The sequence below is a fragment of the Trichococcus sp. genome (genome assembly GCF_049684335.1).
In the GTDB taxonomy this organism is placed as follows: domain Bacteria; phylum Bacillota; class Bacilli; order Lactobacillales; family Aerococcaceae; genus Trichococcus.
The window spans coordinates 43,304-65,715 of record NZ_JBAVFV010000036.1; the positions used below are offsets into that span (position 1 = coordinate 43,304).

Sequence of the window (22,412 nt, forward strand, 5' to 3'; positions counted from 1 at the left end):
GGAGGAATCAGCATGTCAGAAATCAAAATCACTTTTCCTGATGGCGCCGTAAAAGTATTCGAAGCCGGCGTAACAGTGGAAGAAGTAGCAAAAAGCATCAGCAACAGCCTGGCCAAAAAGGCTTTGGCAGGAAAATTCAACGGAGAATTGGTCGACTTCACACGCCAATTGGAGACAGATGGTTCACTTGAAATCGTGACACCTGATCACGCAGACGGATTGGGTATCCTGCGTCACTCGACTGCCCACTTGATGGCGCATGCCTTGACGCGCCTGTTTCCTGAAATTCATTTCGGCGTAGGACCAGCGATCGAAACTGGCTTCTATTATGATACTGATATGGAAGTGCAGCTTGCAGAAGAGGACTTGTCGAAAGTCGAAGCGGAAATGATGAACATCGTGAAGGCGAACTATCCGATTGTCAGACGTGAAGTGAGCCGAGCGGAAGCTTTGGAAATCTTCGGAAACGATCCATACAAAGTCGAATTGATCACAGCGTTGCCTGAAGGTGACGTCATCACTGTCTATACGCAAGACGAATTCACTGACCTTTGCCGCGGCGTTCACGTGCCGGCAACAGGCAAAATCCAAGTCTTCAAGTTGTTGTCGTTGGCGGGTGCCTACTGGAGAGGAAACTCGAACAACAAAATGATGCAACGTGTTTACGGAACAGCCTTCTTCGACAAGAAAGCCTTGGCTGAATTCATCAAGATGCGCGAAGAAGCAAAAGAGCGCGATCACCGCAAATTAGGCAAAGAGTTGGATCTGTTCATGATCGCTCCTGAAGTCGGCTCCGGATTGCCGTTCTGGTTGCCGAAAGGCGCTACGATCCGTCGTACACTTGAGCGTTACATCGTCGACAAAGAAGTGAGCCTGGGTTACCAGCACGTCTACACACCAATCATGGCGAATGTGGAATTGTACAAAACCTCCGGCCATTGGGACCACTACCATGAGGATATGTTCCCGCCGATGGATATGGGCGATGGCGAAATGCTGGTGTTGCGTCCGATGAACTGTCCGCATCACATGATGGTCTACAAGAACGACATCCACAGCTACCGCGAATTACCGATCCGCATCGCGGAATTGGGTATGATGCACCGTTACGAAAAGAGCGGCGCCCTGTCAGGTCTGCAGCGTGTGCGTGAAATGACTCTGAATGATGCCCACGTATTTGTCCGTCCGGATCAGATCAAGGATGAGTTCAAACGTGTGTTGCAGTTGGTAATGGATGTTTACGCAGACTTCCAGATCAGCGATTATCGTTTCCGTCTGAGCTACCGCGACCCTGAAGACAAAGTGAAATACTTCGATGACGACGATATGTGGAACAAAGCGGAAGCAATGCTGAAGGAAGCGATGGACGAATTCGGTTTGGAATACTTCGAAGCAATCGGCGAAGCTGCTTTCTACGGCCCTAAATTGGATGTGCAGTTCAAGACAGCGATGGGCTTGGAAGAAACGATGTCCACTATCCAATTGGACTTCCTGTTGCCTGAGCGTTTTGACTTGACTTATGTCGGCGAAGATGGCGAAAACAACCACCGTCCGGTCGTTATTCACCGTGGCGTCATCTCCACAATGGAGCGTTTTGTAGCGTATCTGATTGAAGAGTATAAAGGCGCATTCCCGGTATGGTTGGCTCCTGTCCAAGCAACGATTATCCCTGTCAATCTTGATCTGCATGCCAATCAAGCATTTGAACTGAAAGCCGTAATGGAACAGATGGGTATGCGCGTCGAAGTCGATGATCGCAACGAAAAGATGGGTTACAAAATCCGTGCTTCCCAGACACAAAAAATCCCTTACCAATTGGTCATCGGCGATCAGGAATTGCTGAACGGAACCGTAACTGTCCGCCGTTATGGCTCGAAAGAAATGGTTACTTTCAGCATGGATGATTTCTTGGCTGAGGTTCAATCTGAAATCAAAAACTTCAAATAATCTTATCAAATCCACATCTTTCTGAGCAAATCATGATACAATAAGTTTCAGTGATGTAGCTTTGATTCTGTTAGCTTGATGAAGGCCCGGAACATGGCAGTTTGTGTTCTGGGCCTTCATTTTCTTATATATTTTGCTGGATAGGGGATGAAGGGTTTATGTTAAGAGATGAATTGATGAAAATGCTGGATGACCGCGAAGATGATATGATTTCTCTGCGCCGTCATTTCCATGAGCATCCTGAACTGTCATTCGACGAGAAGGAAACGGCTGAGTTCATCGCCCGTTTCTATGAAGATAAACCGGTTGAGGTGCAGACGAACGTCGGGAACGGCTATGGAATCGTCGTCACGATCAACGGGAAACAACCCGGCCGCACCATCGCGTTGCGGGCGGATTTCGATGCGCTGCAGATTGAGGAAGAGACCGGTCTGCCGTTCGCATCCAAAAATCCAGGCGTCATGCACGCCTGCGGACATGACGGACACACCGCCTATCTGATGGTCTTGGCTGATTGCCTGATCCGTCTGCGGGATCAATGGGAGGGGACCGTCAAAATCGTGCATCAGCATGCCGAAGAGATGGCCCCGGCCGGTGCCAAGAGCATCGTGGAATCCGGCTTGCTCGACGATGTCGATGAGATCTACGGCATCCATTTCTACCCGGACTATGAAGTCGGCACCGTCTTTTATACTAGCGGCTTCGCCTACGCAGGCTGCAGCGACATCAAAGTCACGATTCAGGGGACGGGCGGGCATGGTTCGCAACCGCACCGCTCTAACGATACGATCGTGGCGGCATCGAGCTTCGTGATGAATCTGCAGACCATCGTTTCTCGGCGCATCAACCCTTATGACATGGCTGTCGTGACAATCGGCTCCTTCGAGGCGGTTGGCAGCAGTAATGTCATTAAGGATAGTCTGATTCTGCGCGGGGATGCCCGTTACATGGATCTTGAAGTCGGAAAAGTCATCGAGGAGCATTTCCACCGGATTGGCCGCGGCCTTGAGGAGATGTATGACGTGAAAGTGGAGATTGATTACAACTCCGATTACCCGCCTTTATACAATCATCCGAAAGAGACTGCGAAAGCCGCAGCTGTTCTGGAAAAAAATGGTGTCGGCTCTTACTTGAAACAGGTCATCGCAACTTCTGCCAACACGGGAGCGGAGGATTTCGGACAGTATCTGCTGAAGATCCCCGGCGCTTTCTTGAATGTCGGTGCTCGCCCGGATCAGGCAGAAGTTTTCAATAATCATCACCCGAAATTTGACATCAATGAAAAAGCTCTATTGGTTGCGGCTAAATCAGTCGCTGACATCACCCTTGCGGCATTAGCCGGGGAATGAGCGTTTAGGAGGATAAAAATGGATTTAGAAAAGATAGAAACCGCCGTTCAAATGATTTTGGAGGCGATTGGGGAAGATCCGAACCGCTCTGGGCTGCAGGATACACCGAAGCGGGTGGCGCGCATGTATGCGGAAATTTTTTCCGGTGTCGAGAAAGACCCTGCCGATCACGCTAAAGTGGTCTTCCATGAAGATACCGACGAAATCGTATTGGTGAAGGACATTCCTTTTTATTCCACTTGCGAACATCATCTTGTGCCTTTTTTCGGTGTGGGACATATCGCTTATATGCCTAAGGATGGACAGGTAATCGGTTTGAGCAAGTTGGCGCGTATCCTGGATGAGGTCAGCAAAAAGCCGCAGATCCAAGAACGGATCACGACGACGGTTGCGGATATCCTGATGGAGCATCTGCAACCGCAGGGAGTCATGGTGGTTTTGGAAGCCGAGCATATGTGCATGACGATGCGAGGCGTGAAAAAGCCGGGCAGCAAGACCGTGACATCCGCAGTGCGTGGCGCATTCAAACAATCATTCAAATCCAGAAGCGAAGTGCTGGAATTGATCAAACTGTAGACACATTACACGCTGACGAGGAGAATGAACCTTGAAATTAACGACAAAGACAAACGTATATGATCTGTCAAGGCGCAGCCATATCATGGGGATACTGAATGTTACGCCCGATTCGTTCTCCGACGGTGGGGAGTGGAACACGGTCGAAAAAGCCGTCGCCCACGCCCTCGAAATGGTTGCGGATGGTGCCGATATCATCGACATCGGCGGGGAATCAACACGCCCGGGCCACACTCGGATTTCTGATGAAGAGGAAATCGCCCGCGTGGTGCCGATCATTGAAGCACTCAAAAAGGCGGTCGATGTGCCACTTTCGATTGATACCTACAAGTCGGCGGTTGCCCGCGCGGCTTGTGAAGCCGGCATCGATATCATCAACGACATCTGGGGCTGCAAGTACGACCCCGAGATTGCGGAAGTGGCCGCGGCATTTGATGTGCCGATCATTTTGATGCATAACCGGGAAAAGCCGGATTATGCCTTTTTGATCGAAGATATGCTGGCTGACTTGGCGGAGAGCGTGCGGATCGCAGTATCCGCAGGCGTCAAAAGGGAAAATATCATCCTGGATCCCGGCTGTGGATTCGGAAAAACCTATGAAGACAATCTGAATGTAGTCCATCATCTGAAGCGATTTACGGAGTTAGGTTACCCAGTGCTATTGGGAACGTCCCGGAAACGGTTCATCGGAACGGCGCTGGGTAATCTCCCTTTCAAGGAGCGCGATCTGGGGACAGTCGCAACGACTGCGTTGGGCATCGTGAACGGCGCCCAGCTGTTCCGTGTGCACAATGTGAAGGCCAATGCGGAAATGGCACGGATGATGGATATCATGTTGAAAAAAGGAGAGAGCCCGATTGGATAAAATCTATTTGAATAATCTGCAGTTCTATGCCTTTCATGGATTGAATGCGGAAGAAAAGGTGTTGGGACAACGCTTTAACGTAGATGTTGTGCTGCACACCGATACAAAAAAAGCCGGCTACAGCGACAAAATGGAGGATTCGATCCATTACGGCCATGCCTACAAAGCTGTCAAAGCGGTAGTGGAGGGCGAAAACTTCAACCTGATTGAAGCTTTGGCGGAGCATATCGCCATCGCTTTGTTTGCGCGCTTCGACGGGCTGAACGCTTGCCAAGTCAAAGTAATCAAACCAGATCCGCCGATCGTAGGCCATTATGATTCCGTTGCGGTTGAAATCTACCGCGAAAGGGAAGGGAGCTAAGCGCATGCCTCTCGTGTACATCGCTTTAGGCACGAATCTGGAACCGCGCGCGGAGCATCTCGAAAAAGCCTTGGAGCTCTTCCGGTCCTTGCCGTATGTGGAAGTGAAGCGCGTATCATCCATTTATGAGTCGAAACCCGTCGGCTATCTCGATCAGCCGGATTTCTTGAACCTAGTGTTCGAAGCGGAAACGGATTTGTTGCCGTTGGACTTGCTGGACAGATGCCAAAGCATCGAACAGGAGCTCGGAAGAGTGCGGACCATTCGCTTCGGCCCGCGCACGCTGGACGTTGACATTGTATTGTACGGAGTGGAAAGTTTCGCAGAGGAACGGTTGATTGTGCCGCATCCAAGGATGCAGGAGCGCGCCTTTGTACTGTTGCCCTTGCAGGAACTGAATCCCGAATTAATTGTTCCGAAATGGAACAAAACAGTCCATGAACTAGTGGCGGAATTGCCAGCGAATGATTTCGAAGAAATCTGGAAATACGCACCGTAATCCTGAATGTCTGAATGTATGTTGAATATGAAGCTTTTTTGAGAAATGCTCTTGACGTTTTCATTGCAACAAGGTATACTATAAAAGTTGAGAAATTAAGCAGAAGCACCCGCTTCTCGCCTAAGTGGACAATTGCGTCTCTGGGCCGGATATGTACAAGTAACTTGCAGCAATGCGAGTATTGTCGGCGGGTTATTATGACCCGCCGGCTTTTTTCTGCGTTCTTTCTCTCAAATATCATGGAGGTGAACGACCATAGCAAAAGATATGATGGTTAACGACGGCATCCGTGCCCGCGAGCTACGCATTATCGGTAGTGACGGCGAGCAACTAGGAGTCAAATCGAAAAGTGATGCATTGCAGATTGCAGAAGCAGCAAATTTAGATTTAGTTTTGGTATCGCCAAATGCAAACCCGCCCGTTGCCCGTATTATGGATTACGGCAAGTTCCGTTTCGATCAACAAAAACGCGAACGTGAAGCCCGTAAAAACCAAAAAGTGGTAAGCCTTAAAGAAGTGCGCTTGAGTCCTTCCATCGACGAAAATGATTTTCAAACGAAAATGCGGAATGCTCGCAAATTCTTAGAAAAAGGTGACAAAGTGAAAGCATCCATCCGATTCAAAGGACGTGCAATCACCCACAAAGAAATCGGACAAAGGGTCCTTGATCGCCTTGCATCTGAGCTTACTGACGTTTCGACGATTGAATCTCATCCTAAAATGGACGGAAGAAGCATGTTCTTGATGTTGGCACCAAAAGCCGATAAATAAATTTGTAACTTAATTTAGGAGGAAAGACAAATGCCAAAACAAAAAACTCACCGTGGTTCAGCTAAACGTTTCAAAAGAACTGGTAACGGCGGACTAAAACGTTGGAGCGCTTTTACAAGCCATAGATTCCACGGAAAAACGAAGAAACAAAGACGTCAATTGCGTCAAGCTTCAATGGTTAGCGCATCTGATATGAAACGCATCAGCCAACAATTATCACAAATGAAATAATTCTAAACAACAATACGAGATAGAACTTTGGTTCTAATAAGGAGGAAATCACTATGCCACGTGTAAAAGGTGGGACAGTAACCCGTAAACGCCGCAAAAAGATTATTAAATTATCTAAAGGTTATTACGGTTCAAAACATACATTATTCAAAACAGCTAAAGAACAAGTAATGAAATCTTATACTTATGCTTACAGAGACCGTCGTCAAAAGAAACGTGACTTCCGTAGATTATGGGTCACTCGTATCAACGCGGCTGCTCGTATCAACGGCATGAGCTACAGCACTTTGATCCACGGATTGAAACTTGCTGGTATCGAAATGAACCGCAAAATGTTGGCTGACTTGGCTGTTACGGACGCTGCAGCTTTCACTGCAGTAGCTGAACAAGCTAAAGCTGCATTAGCTAAATAATTTTTGAATCGTTGCCTTCCCGGTCATTGACTGGGAGTGCGGCGATTTTTTTGTTTTTCTTAGAGTAAATGCTATACTAATATTATGTCATTAAATCAATGGGGGTATTATTTTGGAAGAGAAAGAATTACAGATGCTGATCGATTTGACGGATGCTAGAGGCGTTCCAGGCAATGAAGGCGAGGTCCGCGAAGTCTTCAGACGTTATGCCGAACCTGTCGCCGAAAGTTTTTCTCAGGACGGATTGGGCGGTCTCTTTGCCAAACATACAGGCACGGAAGAGGGTCCGACCATTTTGTTGGCGGGGCACTTGGATGAAGTAGGCTTCATGGTCACGAGCATAACCGAGAAGGGCTTTATCAAATTCCAAACTTTGGGAGGCTGGTGGAATCAGGTCATGCTGGCCCAACAAGTGGAGATCACCAACTCAAAAGGCGAGCGCTACCACGGGGTCATCGGCTGCAAACCACCGCATGTGCTGACGCCGGAAGCGCGCAAAAAGCCGTATGAAATCAAAGAGATGTTTATCGACATCGGTGCTTCTTCGAAAGAACAAGTAGCGGAATGGGGCATCAAGCCCGGCGATATGATTACACCTTACATTTCCTTCAAACGCATGAACGATTCTAAATTCCTGCTAGCGAAAGCTTGGGATAACCGCATCGGACTGGCCGTTGCACTCAAAGTGTTGGAAAATGTCGCAAAAGCTGGGCACCCGAATGTGATCTTCAGCGGCGGGAATGTCCAGGAGGAAGTAGGTCTGCGTGGAGCGAAGACGGCCACGCATATGATCCGTCCGGATATCGCATTTGCTTTGGATACAGGCACGGCAGGGGATACCCCGGGAATGACACCTCAAGAAGCGGATTCCGAATTAGGGAAGGGGCCGCAGTTATTGATTTATGATGCGTCGATGATTCCGCATCGTGGCTTGCGCGACTTCATTGTTGGCGTTGCCGAAGAATGCGAAATTCCATTCCAGTACACCGTCATTACGGGCGGCGGAACGGATGCAGGTGCCCAGCATCAGAGTTTGGATGGCATTCCTTCCTTCGCGATCACTGTGCCTGTACGTTATCTGCATTCGCACACGTCCATGATCCATGAAGATGATTATCTGAATGCGGTCAAATTGGTCACGGAATTGGTCAAACGTTTGGATGCCGATACAGTCAAACAGATCCGCGCAAACGTCTAAAAATACGAACAGCATGAATATCTGTCGAAAAGTATCCACATATTTTCGTTGGTGGATAGAGTAAGATATAGATAATGAAAAAGTGGGTGTCAATAAAGCAAGAGGAGGGGATGACGGGATGGAGAAGATGAAAAGACGTATTGCGATCATTGGCGGCGGACTGAGAGGGTTGACAGCTGCTTATGAAATCGATAAAGCCATCCGGGAACAAAACCTCCCGTTTGATTATGTCATTCTTGAGGATCGAGCCTCGGTTGGCGGCATGATCCATACGATAGATATGGATGGTTATGCGATTGATGTAGGAGCTTCGGCTTTTGATTCGAGACGCGCGGACATTTCCGAGTTTCTGCAGGAATTAGGTTTGGAAGATGAAAAACAATTCAGCCGAGGGGGGAAGCTGGTGTTGTTCGATGGAAATGCGGTCATAGATGACGTTATGCCTACTTACCATGGCATGCCGCTCTTTCTGAATGACATTTGGCAGGCCAACGGATTGACTTTGGATGCAAAGCTCCGAGCGTTCATGAACAGCATTTTTCTGTCCAAAAGCTTGCATGAGAACCCGGAATATTCAACCGACAACTTTTTGGAATTCCGTTTGGGGCGAGAAGTGGTCGACTATATGGCTGAACCGTACTACCCGGATAACGTCTATGGCTCCATGGAACTGATGCCGGTGAAATTATTTGATGAAAATTTGGTGACGATCTATGGGAAGGCCCACATCGGAAAAGGCAAAAAAGAGCAGCTGATGCGCTATGCGGATGGCTCCGGTCAGGAATATACCTTCAAGGGAGGTTTGGCAACTTTAACCAAACGTCTGGCCCAACATACGGAAGGCCATCTATACGTGAATCAGAAAGTTAAATCGTTGAGCAATGTGTCAGAAGACCTCCTTATGATTGAATTGAACGGACGTGAATCCATGCGTGCTGGGAGTGTTGTCATCACGACCAACCCCCAAGAATCCCTTGGGCTTCTGGAGGGCTTGGCTAAGGAGAATGATTTCCCGAAGGCCCAAAGCACGAGTGTCGGTACCGTTTTTTTCAAAATAAAAAAAAAATCAGTTAATAACCTACCTGAAGGGCAAGGATTCGTGATTCCGCGAAAAAGTTCCTTTCATAGTACGAAGGTTGTCGTTTTGAACAACAAATGGCCACTTTTTGAGCAAGCAGATTATTATTATGTGCTTGTGGAATTCGGCAGACGTCTGGAAGAAACCTTGATAGAATTAGCCGATGATCTCGTGATGGATATCATCAAAAATGAAGTGAAGGAAATTTTGGCTCTGACAGAGGAACCTTTGCAGGCCACTTTTTATCGCTGGGAAAAAGCCGTGCCTCATTTCAGTCTGCAGCAAAGACAAGAGATGTTGGAAGAAGTTTATCCAGTTCGTAGAGAGTATGCAAAAAGAGGTATTTTTGTAGGGGGAAATGGAATCACTGGTTATGGTTTGGAAAATGCCATCATTGAGGGGAAACGCATAGCCCATGAGGCGATCTGTTACATGAAACAACTGGAAAATAATGATAGTCCAAATACGTAATGGAACAGTCCGCAAATCTGTGTGTTTACAGATTAAGGTGGACTGTTTTTAAATTCATATAGTGTTTGTTTTTGTTTGGTGCTATAATGAATCCAATAATATAAAACTGTTGTTGTTGATTGTAAAAACTGTTTCTTTATGTTGCCGTGAAAGAGTTTACCATTTTCGATGGCCAAAGGCATGTTATAATCTGAATAGGATTCTTTGCTTATCAGATATTGGATTGGAGGATGTTTAATGGAATTGACTATTTTGGGCTACATGGGTGGCTATCCTACAAAAGATGTCGGTACGACGGCTTATCTGCTGAGATCCGATGACTTCAAACTATTGATCGACGTCGGCAGCAATGCTTTGTTGTCGCTGGAACATCATCTGGATCCGTTGGATTTGGATGCGGTCATTTTGACCCACTATCACGCGGATCACATTGCTGATTTGGGTGTCCTGCAATACACTTTTCAGCTAAAAGAGCCTGCAGAAGGAAAGCTGAAAAAAATACTGCCGATATACGGGCACGCTGAGTCAGAATTTTTCCGCTTGTTGGAGATGCCGGGAGTGAGTGAAGGGTATGCCTACGCGCCAGCGGAAACGTTGGAATTGGGGCCATTCCGGATCCGTTTTTTAAAAACCATCCATCCAGTTCCGTGCTATGCGTTGCGGATCGAAGAAATCGCCACCGGAAAGGTCTTCGTTTTCGGTGCAGATTCAGCCTATTTAGCGGCATTTGTGCCTTTTGTGAAGGATGCAGATCTGTTCTTGGCTGATGCGAACTTGTTCAACGGGAACGAGCTTCACCATGCGCATATGACTGCAGGCGAAGTTGGCGCGATTGCAGAAGAAGCGGCAGTCAAACAGCTGATCCTGACACATTTACCTCAAAAAGGCGAGCTATCCTTATTGTTGGATCAAGCGAAAGAAGCAGCACCGTCCGTATCAGTCACGCTCGCCGAAAAAGACCGGATCATCACAATCTGATCGCATCTATCAACCGCAACAAACCGAATATATAACAAAACAATAAATCAATTGAAGAATGGGAGAGGTATAAGCATATGTATTTTGTGGATAATCAAGGACAGTTAGATCCTAGCGTAAATATTGCATTGGAGACATTTTTATTGAAGGAAAAAATATTGGATGAGCCGATCCTATTATTCTACATCAATGAACCATCAATCATCATCGGTCGCAACCAGAATACGATAGAAGAAATCAATGCGGACTATGTCGAAGCGAATCAAATACACATTGTCCGCCGTATGTCCGGGGGCGGCGCAGTGTATCACGATTTGGGGAACTTCTCTTTCTGCTTCATCACGAAGGATGATGGCGATTCATTCCGCGATTTCGGGAAATTCACAAAGCCGGTCATTTCCTTTTTGCACAGCGTAGGCGTAAAGGAAGCTGAGCTAAAAGGAAGAAACGACTTGGTCATCGGGGAGAAGAAATTTTCGGGGAATGCCATGTATGCGACGAACGGAAGGATGACCGCCCATGGGACAATCCTTTTCGATTCCGATCTGGATGCCGTGACCGGCGCATTGAAACCACGCAAAGAGAAAATCGAATCGAAAGGCATCAAGTCGATCCGCAGCCGCGTGACCAATATCAAACCTTTTGTTGATGAGGCTTATCAAAACCTGACCACGGAAGAATTTCGTGACTTGATGTTGTTGTCGATTTTTGATGTCGAGACGCGTGAGGAAGTAAAAGAGTACCATTTGACCGAAGAAGATTGGAAACGCGTTTATGAAATACGCGAAGAATACTTCGGAAACTGGGATTGGAATTACGGCAAATCACCTAAATTCGAAATCCAAAAACATCATCGTTTTCCGATCGGATCCATTGAAGTCCGCATGAACGTTGAAGATGGGCATATCCAACAGCTAAAGGTTTTCGGAGATTTCTTTGGCTTGGGGGAAATCAAGGATGTTGAAGATGCTTTCATCGGCGTCAAATATGCCAAAGAGGATATGCTTGCCAAATTGAATGAACTTGACATCAAAAAATACTTCGGTAATGTGACCGCGGAAGAATTGCTTGAAGAATTGTACTGATAGAGAAAGAGAAGCCCCGCAATTAGCGGAGCTTCTCTTTTGCATCATTATTGCTGAAAAACCCGTTCAGCATTTATTCTCCAGCTTCACGGGTTAGCCCTTCGGAAATTAGATAAATCATACCTATTGCGCTCTACGATGCTCATACGGCATGATTTCCTAAATTTCTTTCAGGGCTGAACGAACCCATTCAGCTTTTATATTCTATCTGTGGAGGCCGATTGCTGTTTCCATGCGTTTCAGTGTTTCGGAGGCAACAGCATTCGCTTGTTTTGCGCCTGCATCCAAAATATCATCCAGTTCTTTGGAACTCAATAACTCGTAATAACGATTCTGCATCGGTTCCAATTCAGCAATGATGGCATCCGCCAGTTTTTCTTTGAAATTACCGTAGCCTGAGCCCGCAAATTCTTTGACCAAGTCATCGATCGAGCGATCGGTAAAGGCCGAGAAAATCGTCAATAAGTTCGAGATGCCAGGCTTATTTTCTTTATCGTATTCAATAATGCCGCTTGAATCGGTGACAGCACTCTTGATTTTTTTGCGGATGACTTTGGGTTCATCCAGCAAGGAAATGTAGCCTTTTGTGTTCTTGTCGGATTTGCTCATTTTGCTGGTAGGGTCCTGGATGCTCATGATCCGTCCGCCATCTTCTGGAATCATAGGTTCAGGCATAGAGAGGATCTTTTTGCCTTTTCCATACTTATTGTTGAAACGTTGCACAAAATCCCTTGTCAATTCCATGTGCTGTTTCTGATCTTCGCCGACAGGGACGAAATCCGTATTGTAGAGGACGATATCCGCTACCATCAAAGGTGGGTAGGTCAGCAATCCGGCCGAAACCGTCTCTTGTTTGGAAGATTTATCTTTGAATTGGGTCATTCTCTCCAATTCGCCCAGGTAAGTGTTGCATTGGACGATCCACGCAGCTTGCGCATGGGCAGGGACTTCCGATTGGATGAAGATGGTCGATTTGTTCGGATCGATTCCAAGCGCCAAATAAAGAGCCGCCAATCCACGTGTCCGTTCGGTCAAAGTGGCTGGATCTTGCGGAACGGTGATCGCATGCTGGTTTACGATGCAGTAGGTGCAGTCATATTCTTCTTGACGCTGCACGAATTGTTTCATAGCTCCGATATAGTTCCCGATTGTCGGGATACCGCTGGGCTGAACGCCGGAAAATATTTTCTTTTTCATAAAAAGCCTCCTAGGTTAAATACGTCATTGTTTATTATAACGCAAATTGGGTTTGTATTCACGATTTAAATAGAATGCACAAAGTCAGATGAGTGAGGAGGGGATGGAAGCGTTTTTAAAATTTAGACTGAATTCGGAAAAAAATAATTATCAAACGATATTTATTATAAATTGTAAAATTTTGGAATTGAGATACGTTGACCGGAAATGCCGTTAAATAAGGTTTTCACAAACATTTTACTGACTATTGAAAAGCGCGAATGTGTCGTAAATGTGACGGAAGTGTGTGGGGTCATAAAAAAAAGGATAGCTATTGTGAGTGGCTTGGTTTATAATAAAAGTTGTAAGTGGTTCACAAATAAAGCTTACGAATAAAGGAGAGATCAGAGATGGTAACATTATATACTTCCCCAAGTTGTACTTCATGTCGCAAGGCACGTGCATGGCTAGAAGACAATAACATCCCTTACACTGAAAGGAATATATTCTCCGAACCTTTGACAGAAATTGAGATCAAAAGTATCCTGAAAATGACTGAAGAAGGCACTGAAGAAATTATTTCCACTCGATCCAAAGCTTTCCAAGAACTTAACATCGACTTAGACGAATTACCTTTAAATACATTATTCACTTTGATCGAGAATAATCCCGGCCTGTTGCGTCGTCCGATCATTTTGGACGAGAAACGTTTGCAAGTGGGATACAACGAAGATGAAATCCGTCGTTTCTTGCCGAGGGAAGTCCGCGCGCTGGAATTGCAAAAAGCGCAAAGATTGGCAAACTTCTAGTCAACAGCAATTAAACAGCATATGGCAGACAAGTGCACCGGACAAACGGCTGTACTTGTCTTTTTTGACCACTAAACTTTAGCATTTTGACAGGAAAGCAACGCTCAGATGAGAAAATAAATGAGAAGTTGAAAGATTTTGTGCTTTTGTCTTTACATTTTTGCGATTTGATTTACAATGGGTATAAGAAAAATAGGGAAAGAAAAGTGGGGTGAAGCATGATGGAAATGGAAAACATCAACGAAAACACAATTCGCGTTTTGATTGAGAATTCTGATTTAGAGGAAAGAGGTATCACCTTTCTGGATTTATTAGGAAATCAAAAGCAAATCGAGAGCTTTTTCTACAGCATCCTCGAGGAAGTCGATGTTGATAATCAATTTCATGAATCAGATGCAATTACTTTCCAAGTGCTGCCTAATGGGAATGGTTTAGAGTTATTCATCAGTAAAGGGATGAACAATGAAGACGACTTCGATATGGCGAACGGCTCCAATCAATTGGAGCATGTAGTAGATTACATCAAAAAACAGACGAAGAGTTTCAACGCACGCGATAAGACGGATGCTGAATCTGAAGAGGATGATATGGCACCTTTGGAAGTCATATTTAAATTCCAGAGTTTTGATGACTTCTTGGAGTTGGCGAAACGGATGGTCCTGGAGAGCGGCGTATCTTCGCTTTACTATTATGATAATCAATATTATTTGGCGGTTGTCTATTTCATAGATGAGATGACGGAAACGAATATCGACAACGAAATTCTGAAGGCTTTGGAATTTGCGGAGGAATCTGATATCGCTATTGAGATATTGGGCGAATACGGTAAGTTGGTCATCCAAGACAACGCATTGGAATCAGCCAGACACTACTTTAAATAATCTGATCCGACCCCGAAAAGGGTCGGATTTTTTCTTGTCCATTCGCGGATATTATGGGAAAGAGACAGAAAGGGCGGTTGCTTATGCTGATCGCTAGAAATGCTAATGGGGAATTGATTCAGGCTTACCAGGCTTCAAAAGAAAAAGGCAAGAATGTCGGGGAGTATTATTGTCCGGCGTGCAAGGGAAAGTTGGTGCTCAAAAAAGGAAACATCATGATCGCTCATTTTGCCCACCGTCAACATTCGGATTGTGCTGTTTTTTCGGAAGGCGAAACACTTCCCCACCTGAAGGGAAAACAACTGCTTCTGGAGAAGTTCCAGAGTGAGGGGATTGCAGTTACCTTGGAGTGTTGGCTGCCGGAATTGCAGCAGCGCCCGGATCTCCTGCTTGTTCTTGCGGATGGAAAGAAAATCGCCGTGGAGTACCAGTGCAGTCCAATCTCTGCTTCTGATTTGTCGGAACGGACACTGGGATACCAACGATTCGGCTACGAAGTATGGTGGATTTGCGGGATGAACTATCAACCGGGTGGCATCAAAATGACGCAGTCCATCTATCAATTCTTGAAGCATTCCGTCGCACTTGGGAGTTGGATCGGTATTCTGGATACCCAGAAGGAAGAAATGCGTATCCATCACCACCTCAAGTTGGGCAGTGATGATCGTTTTCATTTTGTGAAGACGGCGATTCCGGTGGATGACCTTAAAGTTGCTACTTTGGAAAGTCTTTACAGAAAAGGGTGCTTACCCGGTTGCGGCGATTTGCTGCCGCCTTCTGCCGGGAGAACCTTTGACCGCAAGCATATGCAGGCGAAGGATATCAATCTGTTGCGGTACCGCACCGACCCGGAGCACCGGAAATTTCTGTTGGCAGTCTATCTCGATCGGAAGGACCTTTATCATTTGCCGGCATTCCTGTTCGAATTGCCTTGCCGAACATTAGGCATCCGCACACCGGCTTATATCTGGCGGTACTATCTACTCCGGGATTTCAGCGATCCGGAAACGGCAAAGCCGCTCACAAAAAAACAGCTGCTTGATTGGCTGTCAAAATGCATACGGATGAACATGATCCGGACAAGGACGTCGAAGGAAGCTGATGAGGCGAATTTATGGGAACCGTTACTCCAATTCATGATGCGGCTGGTCGAGGATGGGCATGCCGCAGCCATCGGCAGGGAAGAATGGGTCCTGTTTTCCACGCCGTTGGAAGGGAAAACGGATGGTCATCATTCTTGCTTGAGTTAAAACCTGTATGTTCTTGCCAGTATCCTTTCGGTCCCAAGGTATGATAAAATTATACTATTGAAAAATTAGAGGGGGAAAACTGGATGACAAACACAGAGAAACAATTGAAGAGAGCCGAAGTCCCGGAGGCATCCACATGGGATTTGACAGCTATCTTTGCGACAGACGAAGCTTTCGAGAAAGCGTTGGATGAATTAGCAGGTGCAGTGCCGTTCGTGCGTGCCTTGCAAGGAACCGTCGGCTCGAGCAGTCACGCCTTGTTGAAAGGGATTGAAGAAGTCCTCAAAATCAACCAGAAATTGGAACGGGTCTATGTTTACTCCCATCTGAAGAATGATCAGGATACAGCGGATAGCCTGTATCAAAACCTGCATGACAAAGCCTTGTCGATCTTGACGAGCGTCAGCGAAGCCACCTCTTGGTTCGAGCCGGAAATACTGGAGATTCCGGAGGATGAGTTGGAGGAATACTTGGCAGAAAACGAAAAGCTGCAGATGTATGCGCATCTCTTGGATAGCCTCACCTCTGCTCGCGAGCATGTTCTGTCCGCCAGAGAAGAAGAGTTGTTGGCAGGTGCTGGGGAAATTTTTGCTGCCCCAAGCAAAACTTTCTCGGTTCTCAATAACGCAGACATCACATTCCCGACAGTGAAGAACGAAGAGGGCCAAGATGTCCAATTGACTCATGGGTTGTATGGGCAGTTGATGGAAAGCCCGGATCGGGAAGTGCGCGAAGGAGCTTTCAAAGCGCTCTACAAAACGTATGATGGCCTGAAAAATACGTTTGCGACAACCTTGTCCACTAACGTGAAGGCGCACAATTACAAAGCAAAAGTACATAAATATGAATCCGCCCGTGCATCGGCTCTGGCGAACAATCACATTCCTGAAGCGGTTTATGATACGTTGCTTGATGTGGTCAATGAGCATCTTCCTTTGTTGCATAGCTATGTGGACTTGCGGAAAGACTTGTTGGGTGTCGAGGAGTTGCATATGTACGATATGTATACGCCTCTCACAGGGGAAGCCCCGATCAAATACAGCATCGAGGCGGCGACGGAAGAAACCTTGAAAGGGCTTCAGCCACTTGGACAGGATTATCTGGTTATCCTCCAGGAAGCATTCGGTAACCGATGGATTGACTGGCTTGAGAATGAAGGCAAACGCAGCGGCGCTTATTCTTCGGGCGCATATGACACGAATCCGTATATCCTGATGAATTGGCAAGATTCATTAAATCAACTGTATACCTTGGTCCATGAATTGGGTCATAGTGTGCACAGCTATCTGACAAGAAAGAATCAGCCTTATGTATACGGCGATTATTCGATCTTCCTGGCCGAAATCGCTTCGACAACGAACGAAAATCTTTTGACTGATTATTTACTGAAGACCCAGACCGATCCAAAGGTCCGCATCTATATTTTGAATCACTACCTGGACGGCTTCAAAGGAACTATTTTCCGTCAAACCCAATTTGCTGAATTCGAGCACTACATCCATCAGCAAGCTTTGGCAGGTGTGCCGTTGACGCAAGATTTCATGACTTCTTATTATGCAGAACTGAATGCCAAATATTATGGTCCGACCGTCGAAAAGGACCCTGAGATCGGCATCGAATGGACCCGCATCCCGCATTTCTACTATAATTATTACGTATACCAATACGCTACTGGTTTTTCGGCTGCAACGGCATTGGCAAAACGCATCGTTGAGGGAGAAGAAGGCGCGTTGGAGCAGTACCTTTCCTATCTGAAAGCAGGCAACAGCGACTATCCGATTGAAGTGATGAAAAAAGCTGGCGTGGATATGACCCAGTCCGCTTACATTGAGGATGCCATGAAAGTGTTCGAGGAACGTCTGGATGAACTGGAACAATTGATTGCAGCGCAACAAGTGTAGTCAAAAAGAGCGCCTTTAATAAACTGACACGTTAAAAAAAGCTTCGTGGTCCATTGAGGACCATGAAGCTTTTTCGTATCAGTGTGTGATGCGTAGGTAGTTTTTTCCAATTGTCGTAATATTTGTTTTTTTCATGTTGGCACTCTTCTGTTCGCATGCAACCGAGCAATCTTTGATCACTTCATGAAGTACCTCGGCAGTGATGTTGTCCTCCAACAAAAGGCCGTATTGATAATTCAGATTATCAAAGATGACAAGCGACGGATTCGTTTTGATGTTCATCTCCTGGGCGATGTGCTGATCCGCTTCGTAGCTGCTTTTTACGAAAGGCGATTCCTTGTCCTCAAAAAACATGTCGACGTCCAGATTCGCTTTGGCAGCCACTTCAGCCAACAATTCTTTAGAATAGGTGGTCTTGCCGTCCGCAAGTGATTTCTGCAGATGGAGCAAAAAGTTGCGGCCGCGTTTTTTGCCTTGCATCAAGGCGGCCTTGTATGCCAATGAGGCATCATAGATTGAACTGTATATTTGATTACGTAAGGTTAAATCTTTTTCCGGTAAATTTAATCGCTTCATATACTGAGTGACGGTATTGAAATTATGGAACGTTATGAAACGGAAGTGGACTTTAGGTCCATCCAACGAACTCATGAATTTCAGGACTTCTTGTTCCGTACGGTAGCATTTGTAGCCGATCGGGTTCACAAATAGATAAAGCTCAAAAATCTGTTGAGGAGAAGAGATAGAATCAGTTGTATTCTGTTTTGACCTATACATTTTATCCCTCCCTCTTTCCTATTTTGCTTACTTTAAGTTTACCAAAAAAAAGCCGAAACAAGTAGCAATAAGGCTTCTCGAAGAGCTGCCTTTTGAAGACTGGCCATAGATCTTCCTTGCGACCTTCATTTTTTTTGTTCAGTATCACTTGTTTTATTGTCAAGGTGTATTTTACGAGACAATTAACATTATTGCAACTAAATCGACTGATTTTTTTATCTTGTATGGCCTAGAATCCGATTTAAATAGAAGGATTTCACGTTTTTGTATGTTTTCGCGCAATGAACTAAGCAAAAAGACCCATTCTCCGCCTGGATTTCCGGAGAGTGGGTCTGTCTGTATAAGCCGTTGTCGGGTGCTGACTACTGGTGTGTTGTCGAATTTGGATAGGCCAGCATGCGTTCGATTTTTTGTTTTGCTTTGCGGACTTTTATGCCATGAAGCTCCAGGAAGTTTTGGAATGCGAGAGCCCCTTCTTCCAAAGACTCGGACTCGAATTCCAATTCGTAATCCATTTGATCTTGGTAGAAGCTTTTATCCAAGAAATAGGTCCCTTTGTCCCCGGGAAATTCATAGCGAATGGTTGAGAGCTGCCCGATGATCACAAGATCTTCTATAGCTATGCCTAACTCCTTCAGTTTATCGGCCACATTTCCCGATGCCTTCATTCGGTGGGAGTCGACCAAAGCTTTTGCTTCTTCAAGGGGCAGATCGTCGGTTGTTTCCAATTTTTCATTTTCCTGAATAGGCGTTTTCAGTGTGATTTCACCTTTATCTTCATACATACGGATGCGCAGTCCGCTGTTCAGGTCCTTGAGTTTATAGTCAGGCGTATCAAAATAGACGTTTGTTTGTTTGATAGGTTCAGATTCATCAAGTTTGAAGGCAGTAATCAACGCTTCGTATTCTTCTCTATTCAATAGGTTTTTGAATTCTTTTTCAATATTTTGGCTCATCGTCATTACTTCCTTTCGGTTATGAAGTTCATTTTGGTCGCAGCAGTTGTTTAAAAAATTTGAACCTTCGTTACATTCCGTTCATCAGCGCATATACCATCAGGCGATGCGAAATCTTATTCATATTGTATCATAAGTTTGGCACAGTTGATTATTTAGAGCCGCTGGTGCAGATTGAGTGACGTGTATATTTGTAGAGAAAATGAATTCGGTCCTTTTTGACAAGTATTGTATAGAATCATAAATAATTGTGATAAAATAAAGTAGCATATACTATATGATAGGGTGTCGTTCTATGGAAAATAAGGAAGTTGAAAACTGGGATTCATTTTTAGCGCCGTACGAACAAGCGGTAGAGGAATTAAAAGTTAAGCTGAAGGGCATCCGTAAGCAGTATCGCGATGAGAATGTGCATGCCCCCATTGAATTCATCACTGGGCGGGTCAAAAAGAAGGAAAGCATATTGGAAAAGGCGGAAGTCCGGGATATTGATCTGACCAGACTGGAACAGGATGTGCAGGATATTGCCGGCTTGCGGATCATGTGCCAATTTGTAGAGGATATACATGAGGTTGTGCGCCTTTTACGCGCAAGAAATGACTTTGAAATCATTATAGAACGGGATTATGTTACACATAAAAAAGAGAGCGGTTATCGCTCTTACCATATGGTGATCGAATATCCGGTCCAGCGTATTTACGAAGAAAAGAAAATACTGGTCGAAATACAGATCAGGACTCTGGCCATGAATTTTTGGGCCACGATCGAACATTCATTGAACTACAAATATCGGGGCGAATATCCGGAAGAACTGCATGATCGTCTGATACGTGCGGCAGAAGCTGCTTTCCGTCTCGACGAAGAGATGTCGGAAATTCGCGAAGAAATCAAGGATGCTCAGCGCTATTTCTCTGACAAAAGAGATGATAGCCGATGAGCTCGGTCGGGAGGAGATCAGATATGAAAATTGCACTGGTCCATAACCAGACGCCAGAGACTTTATCAGTCGCGGCGAAATTCAAAGAGATGTGCCTCTCTGAAAAAATCGAGATTGTCACGGATAATCCGGATCTTGTTGTGTCGATTGGGGGGGACGGCACGTTGCTGTCAGCTTTCCATAAGTATGAAAACCAATTGAGCCAAGTGCGTTTTGTGGGGATTCATACCGGGCATCTGGGCTTTTATACAGACTGGCGGACCTACGAACTGCCTGAGCTTATCGAAAGTCTTAAGCATGATAAAGGGGAAAGCGTCAGCTATCCGTTGCTTGATGTCCACGTCAAGTATGCGGATGAGGAGGAGGAAACCCGCTACATCGCTTTGAATGAGGCTAGTCTGAAGAAAATGGACGGGACGATGGTTTGCGATATCTATGTGAAGGATGAACTGTTCGAGACATTCCGTGGCGATGGTCTCTGTGTTTCCACACCTACAGGTTCGACAGGGTTCAGCAAATCACTGGGAGGAGCCGTTATCCATCCACGAACAGAAGCCATCCAGCTGACGGAGATGGCCTCTGTCAATAACCGCATCTATCGGACGCTGAGCTCACCTATGATCATCGCGAAAGACGAGTGGATTGTCATCTATCCTCACAAAGAAGATCGTTTGATTTTGTCTGTAGATCACTTGACATTTAAAAAAAGAAGCATCGAAAGACTGGTTTATCGGATTGCCCGAGAGCGTGTACATTTCGCGCGTTATCGTCATACGCATTTCTGGGACCGGGTCGAAGATGCATTCATTGGTGTGAAGAAAAACGACAGGAACGAACGGGCAAAGGAGCAGTGAATATGGCGACTAAAAAGTGGATGCTGAAGACATGTTTGAAGGAACAACACATCGAAAAGCTAAAAGAACTCTATCCCGATTACGAGATGGTTACCGATGAAGCGGAAACAGAAGCGTTCAGTGAAGTTGAGTGGACTGTCGGCTGGAACGACAGATTGACCACACTGTTGGAGGAAGGGCAGATGCCTTCATTAAGATGGGTCCAAGCGATTTCAGCCGGCGTGAACAGCCTTCCGCTGGCAACCTTTGAAAGACAGGGAATCTATTTGACGAATGCGAGCGGCATCCATAGCGAACCGATTGCTGAATACGTCATCGGCGTATTGCTTTCGTATATGCGCGGATTGCGGACTGCGATTCTGAATCAGCCACAACGGAAATGGGAACAGACCACGGAGCTTCAGGAGTTGAAAGGCAAAACGATGATGATTGTCGGGGCGGGACACATCGGCAATCGCCTGGGAGAATTGGCTAAAGCCTTCGGAATGAAGGTCATCGCTGTCAATCGCAGCGGCAAGGAGATACCTGGTTTGGATGTGACGGTCAAAATGGATAACATCGGTACTGTCATCGACTTTGCGGATGTCGTCGTGGACATCCTCCCCCAAACGGATGAAACCTACCGTGTTTTTGATGATGCTCTTTTTTCACGCATGAAAAAAGGCGTTCTCTTTGTGAACGTGGGGCGTGGGGTCACTGTGGACAGCGATAGCCTCATCAAGGCTTTGGACAACGGGACAGTGGACTATGCGGCTTTGGATGTGTTCGATGAGGAACCATTGCCTGTCGGCAGTCCTTTGTGGAATCATGAAAAGATACTGATCACCCCGCATTTTTCGGGTGTGGTTGAGCATTTCCGGGACAATCTGTTTGAGGTTGTTTCAGAAAATGCGGAGAGCTATAAAAAAGACGGCAAACCAAGCCGTAACCTGATTGATTTTGAAAAAAGATACTAACAGTAAAGCAGGGCTGCGCCAGCGAGTCAGATGGTGCAGTCCTTTTTTGTTGGTATTTTTTCTTGCGATGACGGGGCATGAGTTGTGGAATGG

General features: G+C 46.0%; 23 protein-coding genes and 1 other annotated feature. Of the genes, 20 read left to right on the plus strand and 3 right to left on the minus strand.

Annotation, left to right across the window (positions count from 1 at the left end; translation table 11 throughout):
• Window positions 1–12 precede the first annotated feature (12 nt).
• The 13 genes from thrS (at window position 13) to WBM30_RS06760 (ending at window position 11,822) form a co-directional block, all read left to right on the plus strand.
• Window positions 13–1,947, plus strand: a complete 1,935-nt coding sequence (thrS, locus tag WBM30_RS06700; RefSeq protein WP_424899970.1) for a threonine--tRNA ligase — start codon at window positions 13–15, stop codon at window positions 1,945–1,947.
• A 158-nt stretch (window positions 1,948–2,105) separates the two neighbouring features.
• Window positions 2,106–3,296 (plus strand): amidohydrolase, encoded by a 1,191-nt coding sequence (locus WBM30_RS06705; RefSeq protein ID WP_424899971.1) that lies wholly within the window; start codon window positions 2,106–2,108, stop codon window positions 3,294–3,296.
• An 18-nt stretch (window positions 3,297–3,314) separates the two neighbouring features.
• Window positions 3,315–3,872: a GTP cyclohydrolase I FolE gene (gene folE / locus WBM30_RS06710; protein WP_106450871.1), complete on the plus strand. Its 558-nt coding sequence runs from the start codon at window positions 3,315–3,317 to the stop codon at window positions 3,870–3,872.
• 85 nt (window positions 3,873–3,957) lie between these two features.
• Entirely contained in the window at window positions 3,958–4,737 is a 780-nt protein-coding gene (gene folP / locus WBM30_RS06715; RefSeq protein WP_424900027.1) for a dihydropteroate synthase, read from the plus strand.
• Entirely contained in the window at window positions 4,730–5,098 is a 369-nt protein-coding gene (gene folB, locus WBM30_RS06720) for a dihydroneopterin aldolase (RefSeq protein WP_424899972.1), read from the plus strand. Before folP ends, folB begins: the two co-directional genes overlap by 8 nt.
• Before the next feature lie 4 nt (window positions 5,099–5,102).
• Window positions 5,103–5,597: a 2-amino-4-hydroxy-6-hydroxymethyldihydropteridine diphosphokinase gene (gene folK, locus WBM30_RS06725; RefSeq protein WP_424899973.1), complete on the plus strand. Its 495-nt coding sequence runs from the start codon at window positions 5,103–5,105 to the stop codon at window positions 5,595–5,597.
• 91 nt (window positions 5,598–5,688) lie between these two features.
• Window positions 5,689–5,820: a sequence feature (ribosomal protein L20 leader region), on the plus strand.
• 44 nt (window positions 5,821–5,864) lie between these two features.
• Window positions 5,865–6,368 (plus strand): translation initiation factor IF-3, encoded by a 504-nt coding sequence (gene infC / locus WBM30_RS06730; protein WP_086628383.1) that lies wholly within the window; start codon window positions 5,865–5,867, stop codon window positions 6,366–6,368.
• A 30-nt stretch (window positions 6,369–6,398) separates the two neighbouring features.
• A complete protein-coding gene (rpmI, locus tag WBM30_RS06735; protein WP_086628382.1) occupies window positions 6,399–6,599 on the plus strand; it encodes a 50S ribosomal protein L35 in 201 nt (66 codons plus the stop codon).
• 53 nt (window positions 6,600–6,652) lie between these two features.
• Window positions 6,653–7,012 carry a 50S ribosomal protein L20 gene (gene rplT / locus WBM30_RS06740; protein WP_086628381.1) on the plus strand — a complete coding sequence of 120 codons (360 nt, stop codon included), beginning with the start codon at window positions 6,653–6,655 and terminating at the stop codon, window positions 7,010–7,012.
• Window positions 7,013–7,124: 112 nt separating this feature from the next.
• Window positions 7,125–8,210 carry a M42 family metallopeptidase gene (locus WBM30_RS06745; protein ID WP_424899974.1) on the plus strand — a complete coding sequence of 362 codons (1,086 nt, stop codon included), beginning with the start codon at window positions 7,125–7,127 and terminating at the stop codon, window positions 8,208–8,210.
• Window positions 8,211–8,328: 118 nt separating this feature from the next.
• The gene (hemG, locus tag WBM30_RS06750) at window positions 8,329–9,759 is read left to right on the plus strand and encodes a protoporphyrinogen oxidase (protein WP_424899975.1); all 1,431 of its coding nucleotides are present in this window, start codon (window positions 8,329–8,331) and stop codon (window positions 9,757–9,759) included.
• 237 nt (window positions 9,760–9,996) lie between these two features.
• On the plus strand, window positions 9,997–10,737 hold the full coding sequence (locus WBM30_RS06755) for an MBL fold metallo-hydrolase (protein ID WP_424899976.1): 741 nt from the start codon (window positions 9,997–9,999) through the stop codon (window positions 10,735–10,737).
• A gap of 77 nt (window positions 10,738–10,814) precedes the next feature.
• Complete coding sequence (locus WBM30_RS06760; protein WP_424899977.1) at window positions 10,815–11,822, plus strand: lipoate--protein ligase; 1,008 nt, start codon at window positions 10,815–10,817, stop codon at window positions 11,820–11,822.
• Between the two features lie 204 nt (window positions 11,823–12,026).
• Here the strand turns inward: WBM30_RS06760 and trpS are convergent, their stop codons facing one another.
• Window positions 12,027–13,019, minus strand: coding sequence for a tryptophan--tRNA ligase (gene trpS / locus WBM30_RS06765; RefSeq protein WP_424899978.1), 993 nt, complete (start codon window positions 13,017–13,019; stop codon window positions 12,027–12,029).
• Between the two features lie 389 nt (window positions 13,020–13,408).
• Between trpS and spxA the strand changes: the two genes are divergently transcribed.
• From spxA to pepF, 4 genes are all read left to right on the plus strand, one after another.
• Entirely contained in the window at window positions 13,409–13,807 is a 399-nt protein-coding gene (spxA, locus tag WBM30_RS06770; RefSeq protein ID WP_424899979.1) for a transcriptional regulator SpxA, read from the plus strand.
• Window positions 13,808–14,025: 218 nt separating this feature from the next.
• Entirely contained in the window at window positions 14,026–14,688 is a 663-nt protein-coding gene (locus WBM30_RS06775) for an adaptor protein MecA (protein ID WP_424899980.1), read from the plus strand.
• An 83-nt stretch (window positions 14,689–14,771) separates the two neighbouring features.
• Window positions 14,772–15,938, plus strand: a complete 1,167-nt coding sequence (locus WBM30_RS06780) for a competence protein CoiA (protein ID WP_424899981.1) — start codon at window positions 14,772–14,774, stop codon at window positions 15,936–15,938.
• Between the two features lie 83 nt (window positions 15,939–16,021).
• Entirely contained in the window at window positions 16,022–17,839 is a 1,818-nt protein-coding gene (gene pepF, locus WBM30_RS06785; RefSeq protein WP_424899982.1) for an oligoendopeptidase F, read from the plus strand.
• A gap of 78 nt (window positions 17,840–17,917) precedes the next feature.
• On the opposite strand, the gene WBM30_RS06790 is transcribed toward pepF, so the two are convergent.
• On the minus strand, window positions 17,918–18,616 hold the full coding sequence (locus WBM30_RS06790) for a DsbA family protein (protein ID WP_424899983.1): 699 nt from the start codon (window positions 18,614–18,616) through the stop codon (window positions 17,918–17,920).
• 362 nt (window positions 18,617–18,978) lie between these two features.
• Window positions 18,979–19,572, minus strand: coding sequence for a CYTH domain-containing protein (locus WBM30_RS06795; protein ID WP_424899984.1), 594 nt, complete (start codon window positions 19,570–19,572; stop codon window positions 18,979–18,981).
• Between the two features lie 295 nt (window positions 19,573–19,867).
• Between WBM30_RS06795 and WBM30_RS06800 the strand changes: the two genes are divergently transcribed.
• Genes WBM30_RS06800 through WBM30_RS06810 form a run of 3 tightly spaced genes read left to right on the plus strand, consistent with a single transcriptional unit; the run spans window position 19,868 to window position 22,319 of the window.
• The gene (locus tag WBM30_RS06800) at window positions 19,868–20,509 is read left to right on the plus strand and encodes a GTP pyrophosphokinase (RefSeq protein WP_086628370.1); all 642 of its coding nucleotides are present in this window, start codon (window positions 19,868–19,870) and stop codon (window positions 20,507–20,509) included.
• A gap of 23 nt (window positions 20,510–20,532) precedes the next feature.
• Window positions 20,533–21,363 (plus strand): NAD kinase, encoded by an 831-nt coding sequence (locus WBM30_RS06805; RefSeq protein ID WP_424899985.1) that lies wholly within the window; start codon window positions 20,533–20,535, stop codon window positions 21,361–21,363.
• 2 nt (window positions 21,364–21,365) lie between these two features.
• Window positions 21,366–22,319, plus strand: a complete 954-nt coding sequence (locus WBM30_RS06810) for an NAD(P)-dependent oxidoreductase (protein WP_424899986.1) — start codon at window positions 21,366–21,368, stop codon at window positions 22,317–22,319.
• Window positions 22,320–22,412: the final 93 nt, after the last annotated feature.

What these genes read in the sequence shown, in the direction of transcription:
- thrS (WP_424899970.1), top strand. Translation starts at nt 13, where the DNA reads ATGTCAGAAATCAAAATCACTTTTCCTGATGGCGCCGTAAAAGTATTC.
- WBM30_RS06705 (WP_424899971.1), top strand. Translation starts at nt 2,106, where the DNA reads ATGTTAAGAGATGAATTGATGAAAATGCTGGATGACCGCGAAGATGAT.
- folE (WP_106450871.1), top strand. Translation starts at nt 3,315, where the DNA reads ATGGATTTAGAAAAGATAGAAACCGCCGTTCAAATGATTTTGGAGGCG.
- folP (WP_424900027.1), top strand. Translation starts at nt 3,958, where the DNA reads ATGGGGATACTGAATGTTACGCCCGATTCGTTCTCCGACGGTGGGGAG.
- folK (WP_424899973.1), top strand. Translation starts at nt 5,103, where the DNA reads ATGCCTCTCGTGTACATCGCTTTAGGCACGAATCTGGAACCGCGCGCG.
- infC (WP_086628383.1), top strand. Translation starts at nt 5,865, where the DNA reads ATGATGGTTAACGACGGCATCCGTGCCCGCGAGCTACGCATTATCGGT.
- rpmI (WP_086628382.1), top strand. Translation starts at nt 6,399, where the DNA reads ATGCCAAAACAAAAAACTCACCGTGGTTCAGCTAAACGTTTCAAAAGA.
- rplT (WP_086628381.1), top strand. Translation starts at nt 6,653, where the DNA reads ATGCCACGTGTAAAAGGTGGGACAGTAACCCGTAAACGCCGCAAAAAG.
- hemG (WP_424899975.1), top strand. Translation starts at nt 8,329, where the DNA reads ATGGAGAAGATGAAAAGACGTATTGCGATCATTGGCGGCGGACTGAGA.
- WBM30_RS06755 (WP_424899976.1), top strand. Translation starts at nt 9,997, where the DNA reads ATGGAATTGACTATTTTGGGCTACATGGGTGGCTATCCTACAAAAGAT.
- WBM30_RS06760 (WP_424899977.1), top strand. Translation starts at nt 10,815, where the DNA reads ATGTATTTTGTGGATAATCAAGGACAGTTAGATCCTAGCGTAAATATT.
- trpS (WP_424899978.1), bottom strand. Translation starts at nt 13,019, where the DNA reads ATGAAAAAGAAAATATTTTCCGGCGTTCAGCCCAGCGGTATCCCGACA.
- spxA (WP_424899979.1), top strand. Translation starts at nt 13,409, where the DNA reads ATGGTAACATTATATACTTCCCCAAGTTGTACTTCATGTCGCAAGGCA.
- WBM30_RS06775 (WP_424899980.1), top strand. Translation starts at nt 14,026, where the DNA reads ATGATGGAAATGGAAAACATCAACGAAAACACAATTCGCGTTTTGATT.
- WBM30_RS06780 (WP_424899981.1), top strand. Translation starts at nt 14,772, where the DNA reads ATGCTGATCGCTAGAAATGCTAATGGGGAATTGATTCAGGCTTACCAG.
- pepF (WP_424899982.1), top strand. Translation starts at nt 16,022, where the DNA reads ATGACAAACACAGAGAAACAATTGAAGAGAGCCGAAGTCCCGGAGGCA.
- WBM30_RS06790 (WP_424899983.1), bottom strand. Translation starts at nt 18,616, where the DNA reads ATGTATAGGTCAAAACAGAATACAACTGATTCTATCTCTTCTCCTCAA.
- WBM30_RS06795 (WP_424899984.1), bottom strand. Translation starts at nt 19,572, where the DNA reads ATGAGCCAAAATATTGAAAAAGAATTCAAAAACCTATTGAATAGAGAA.
- WBM30_RS06800 (WP_086628370.1), top strand. Translation starts at nt 19,868, where the DNA reads ATGGAAAATAAGGAAGTTGAAAACTGGGATTCATTTTTAGCGCCGTAC.
- WBM30_RS06805 (WP_424899985.1), top strand. Translation starts at nt 20,533, where the DNA reads ATGAAAATTGCACTGGTCCATAACCAGACGCCAGAGACTTTATCAGTC.
- WBM30_RS06810 (WP_424899986.1), top strand. Translation starts at nt 21,366, where the DNA reads ATGGCGACTAAAAAGTGGATGCTGAAGACATGTTTGAAGGAACAACAC.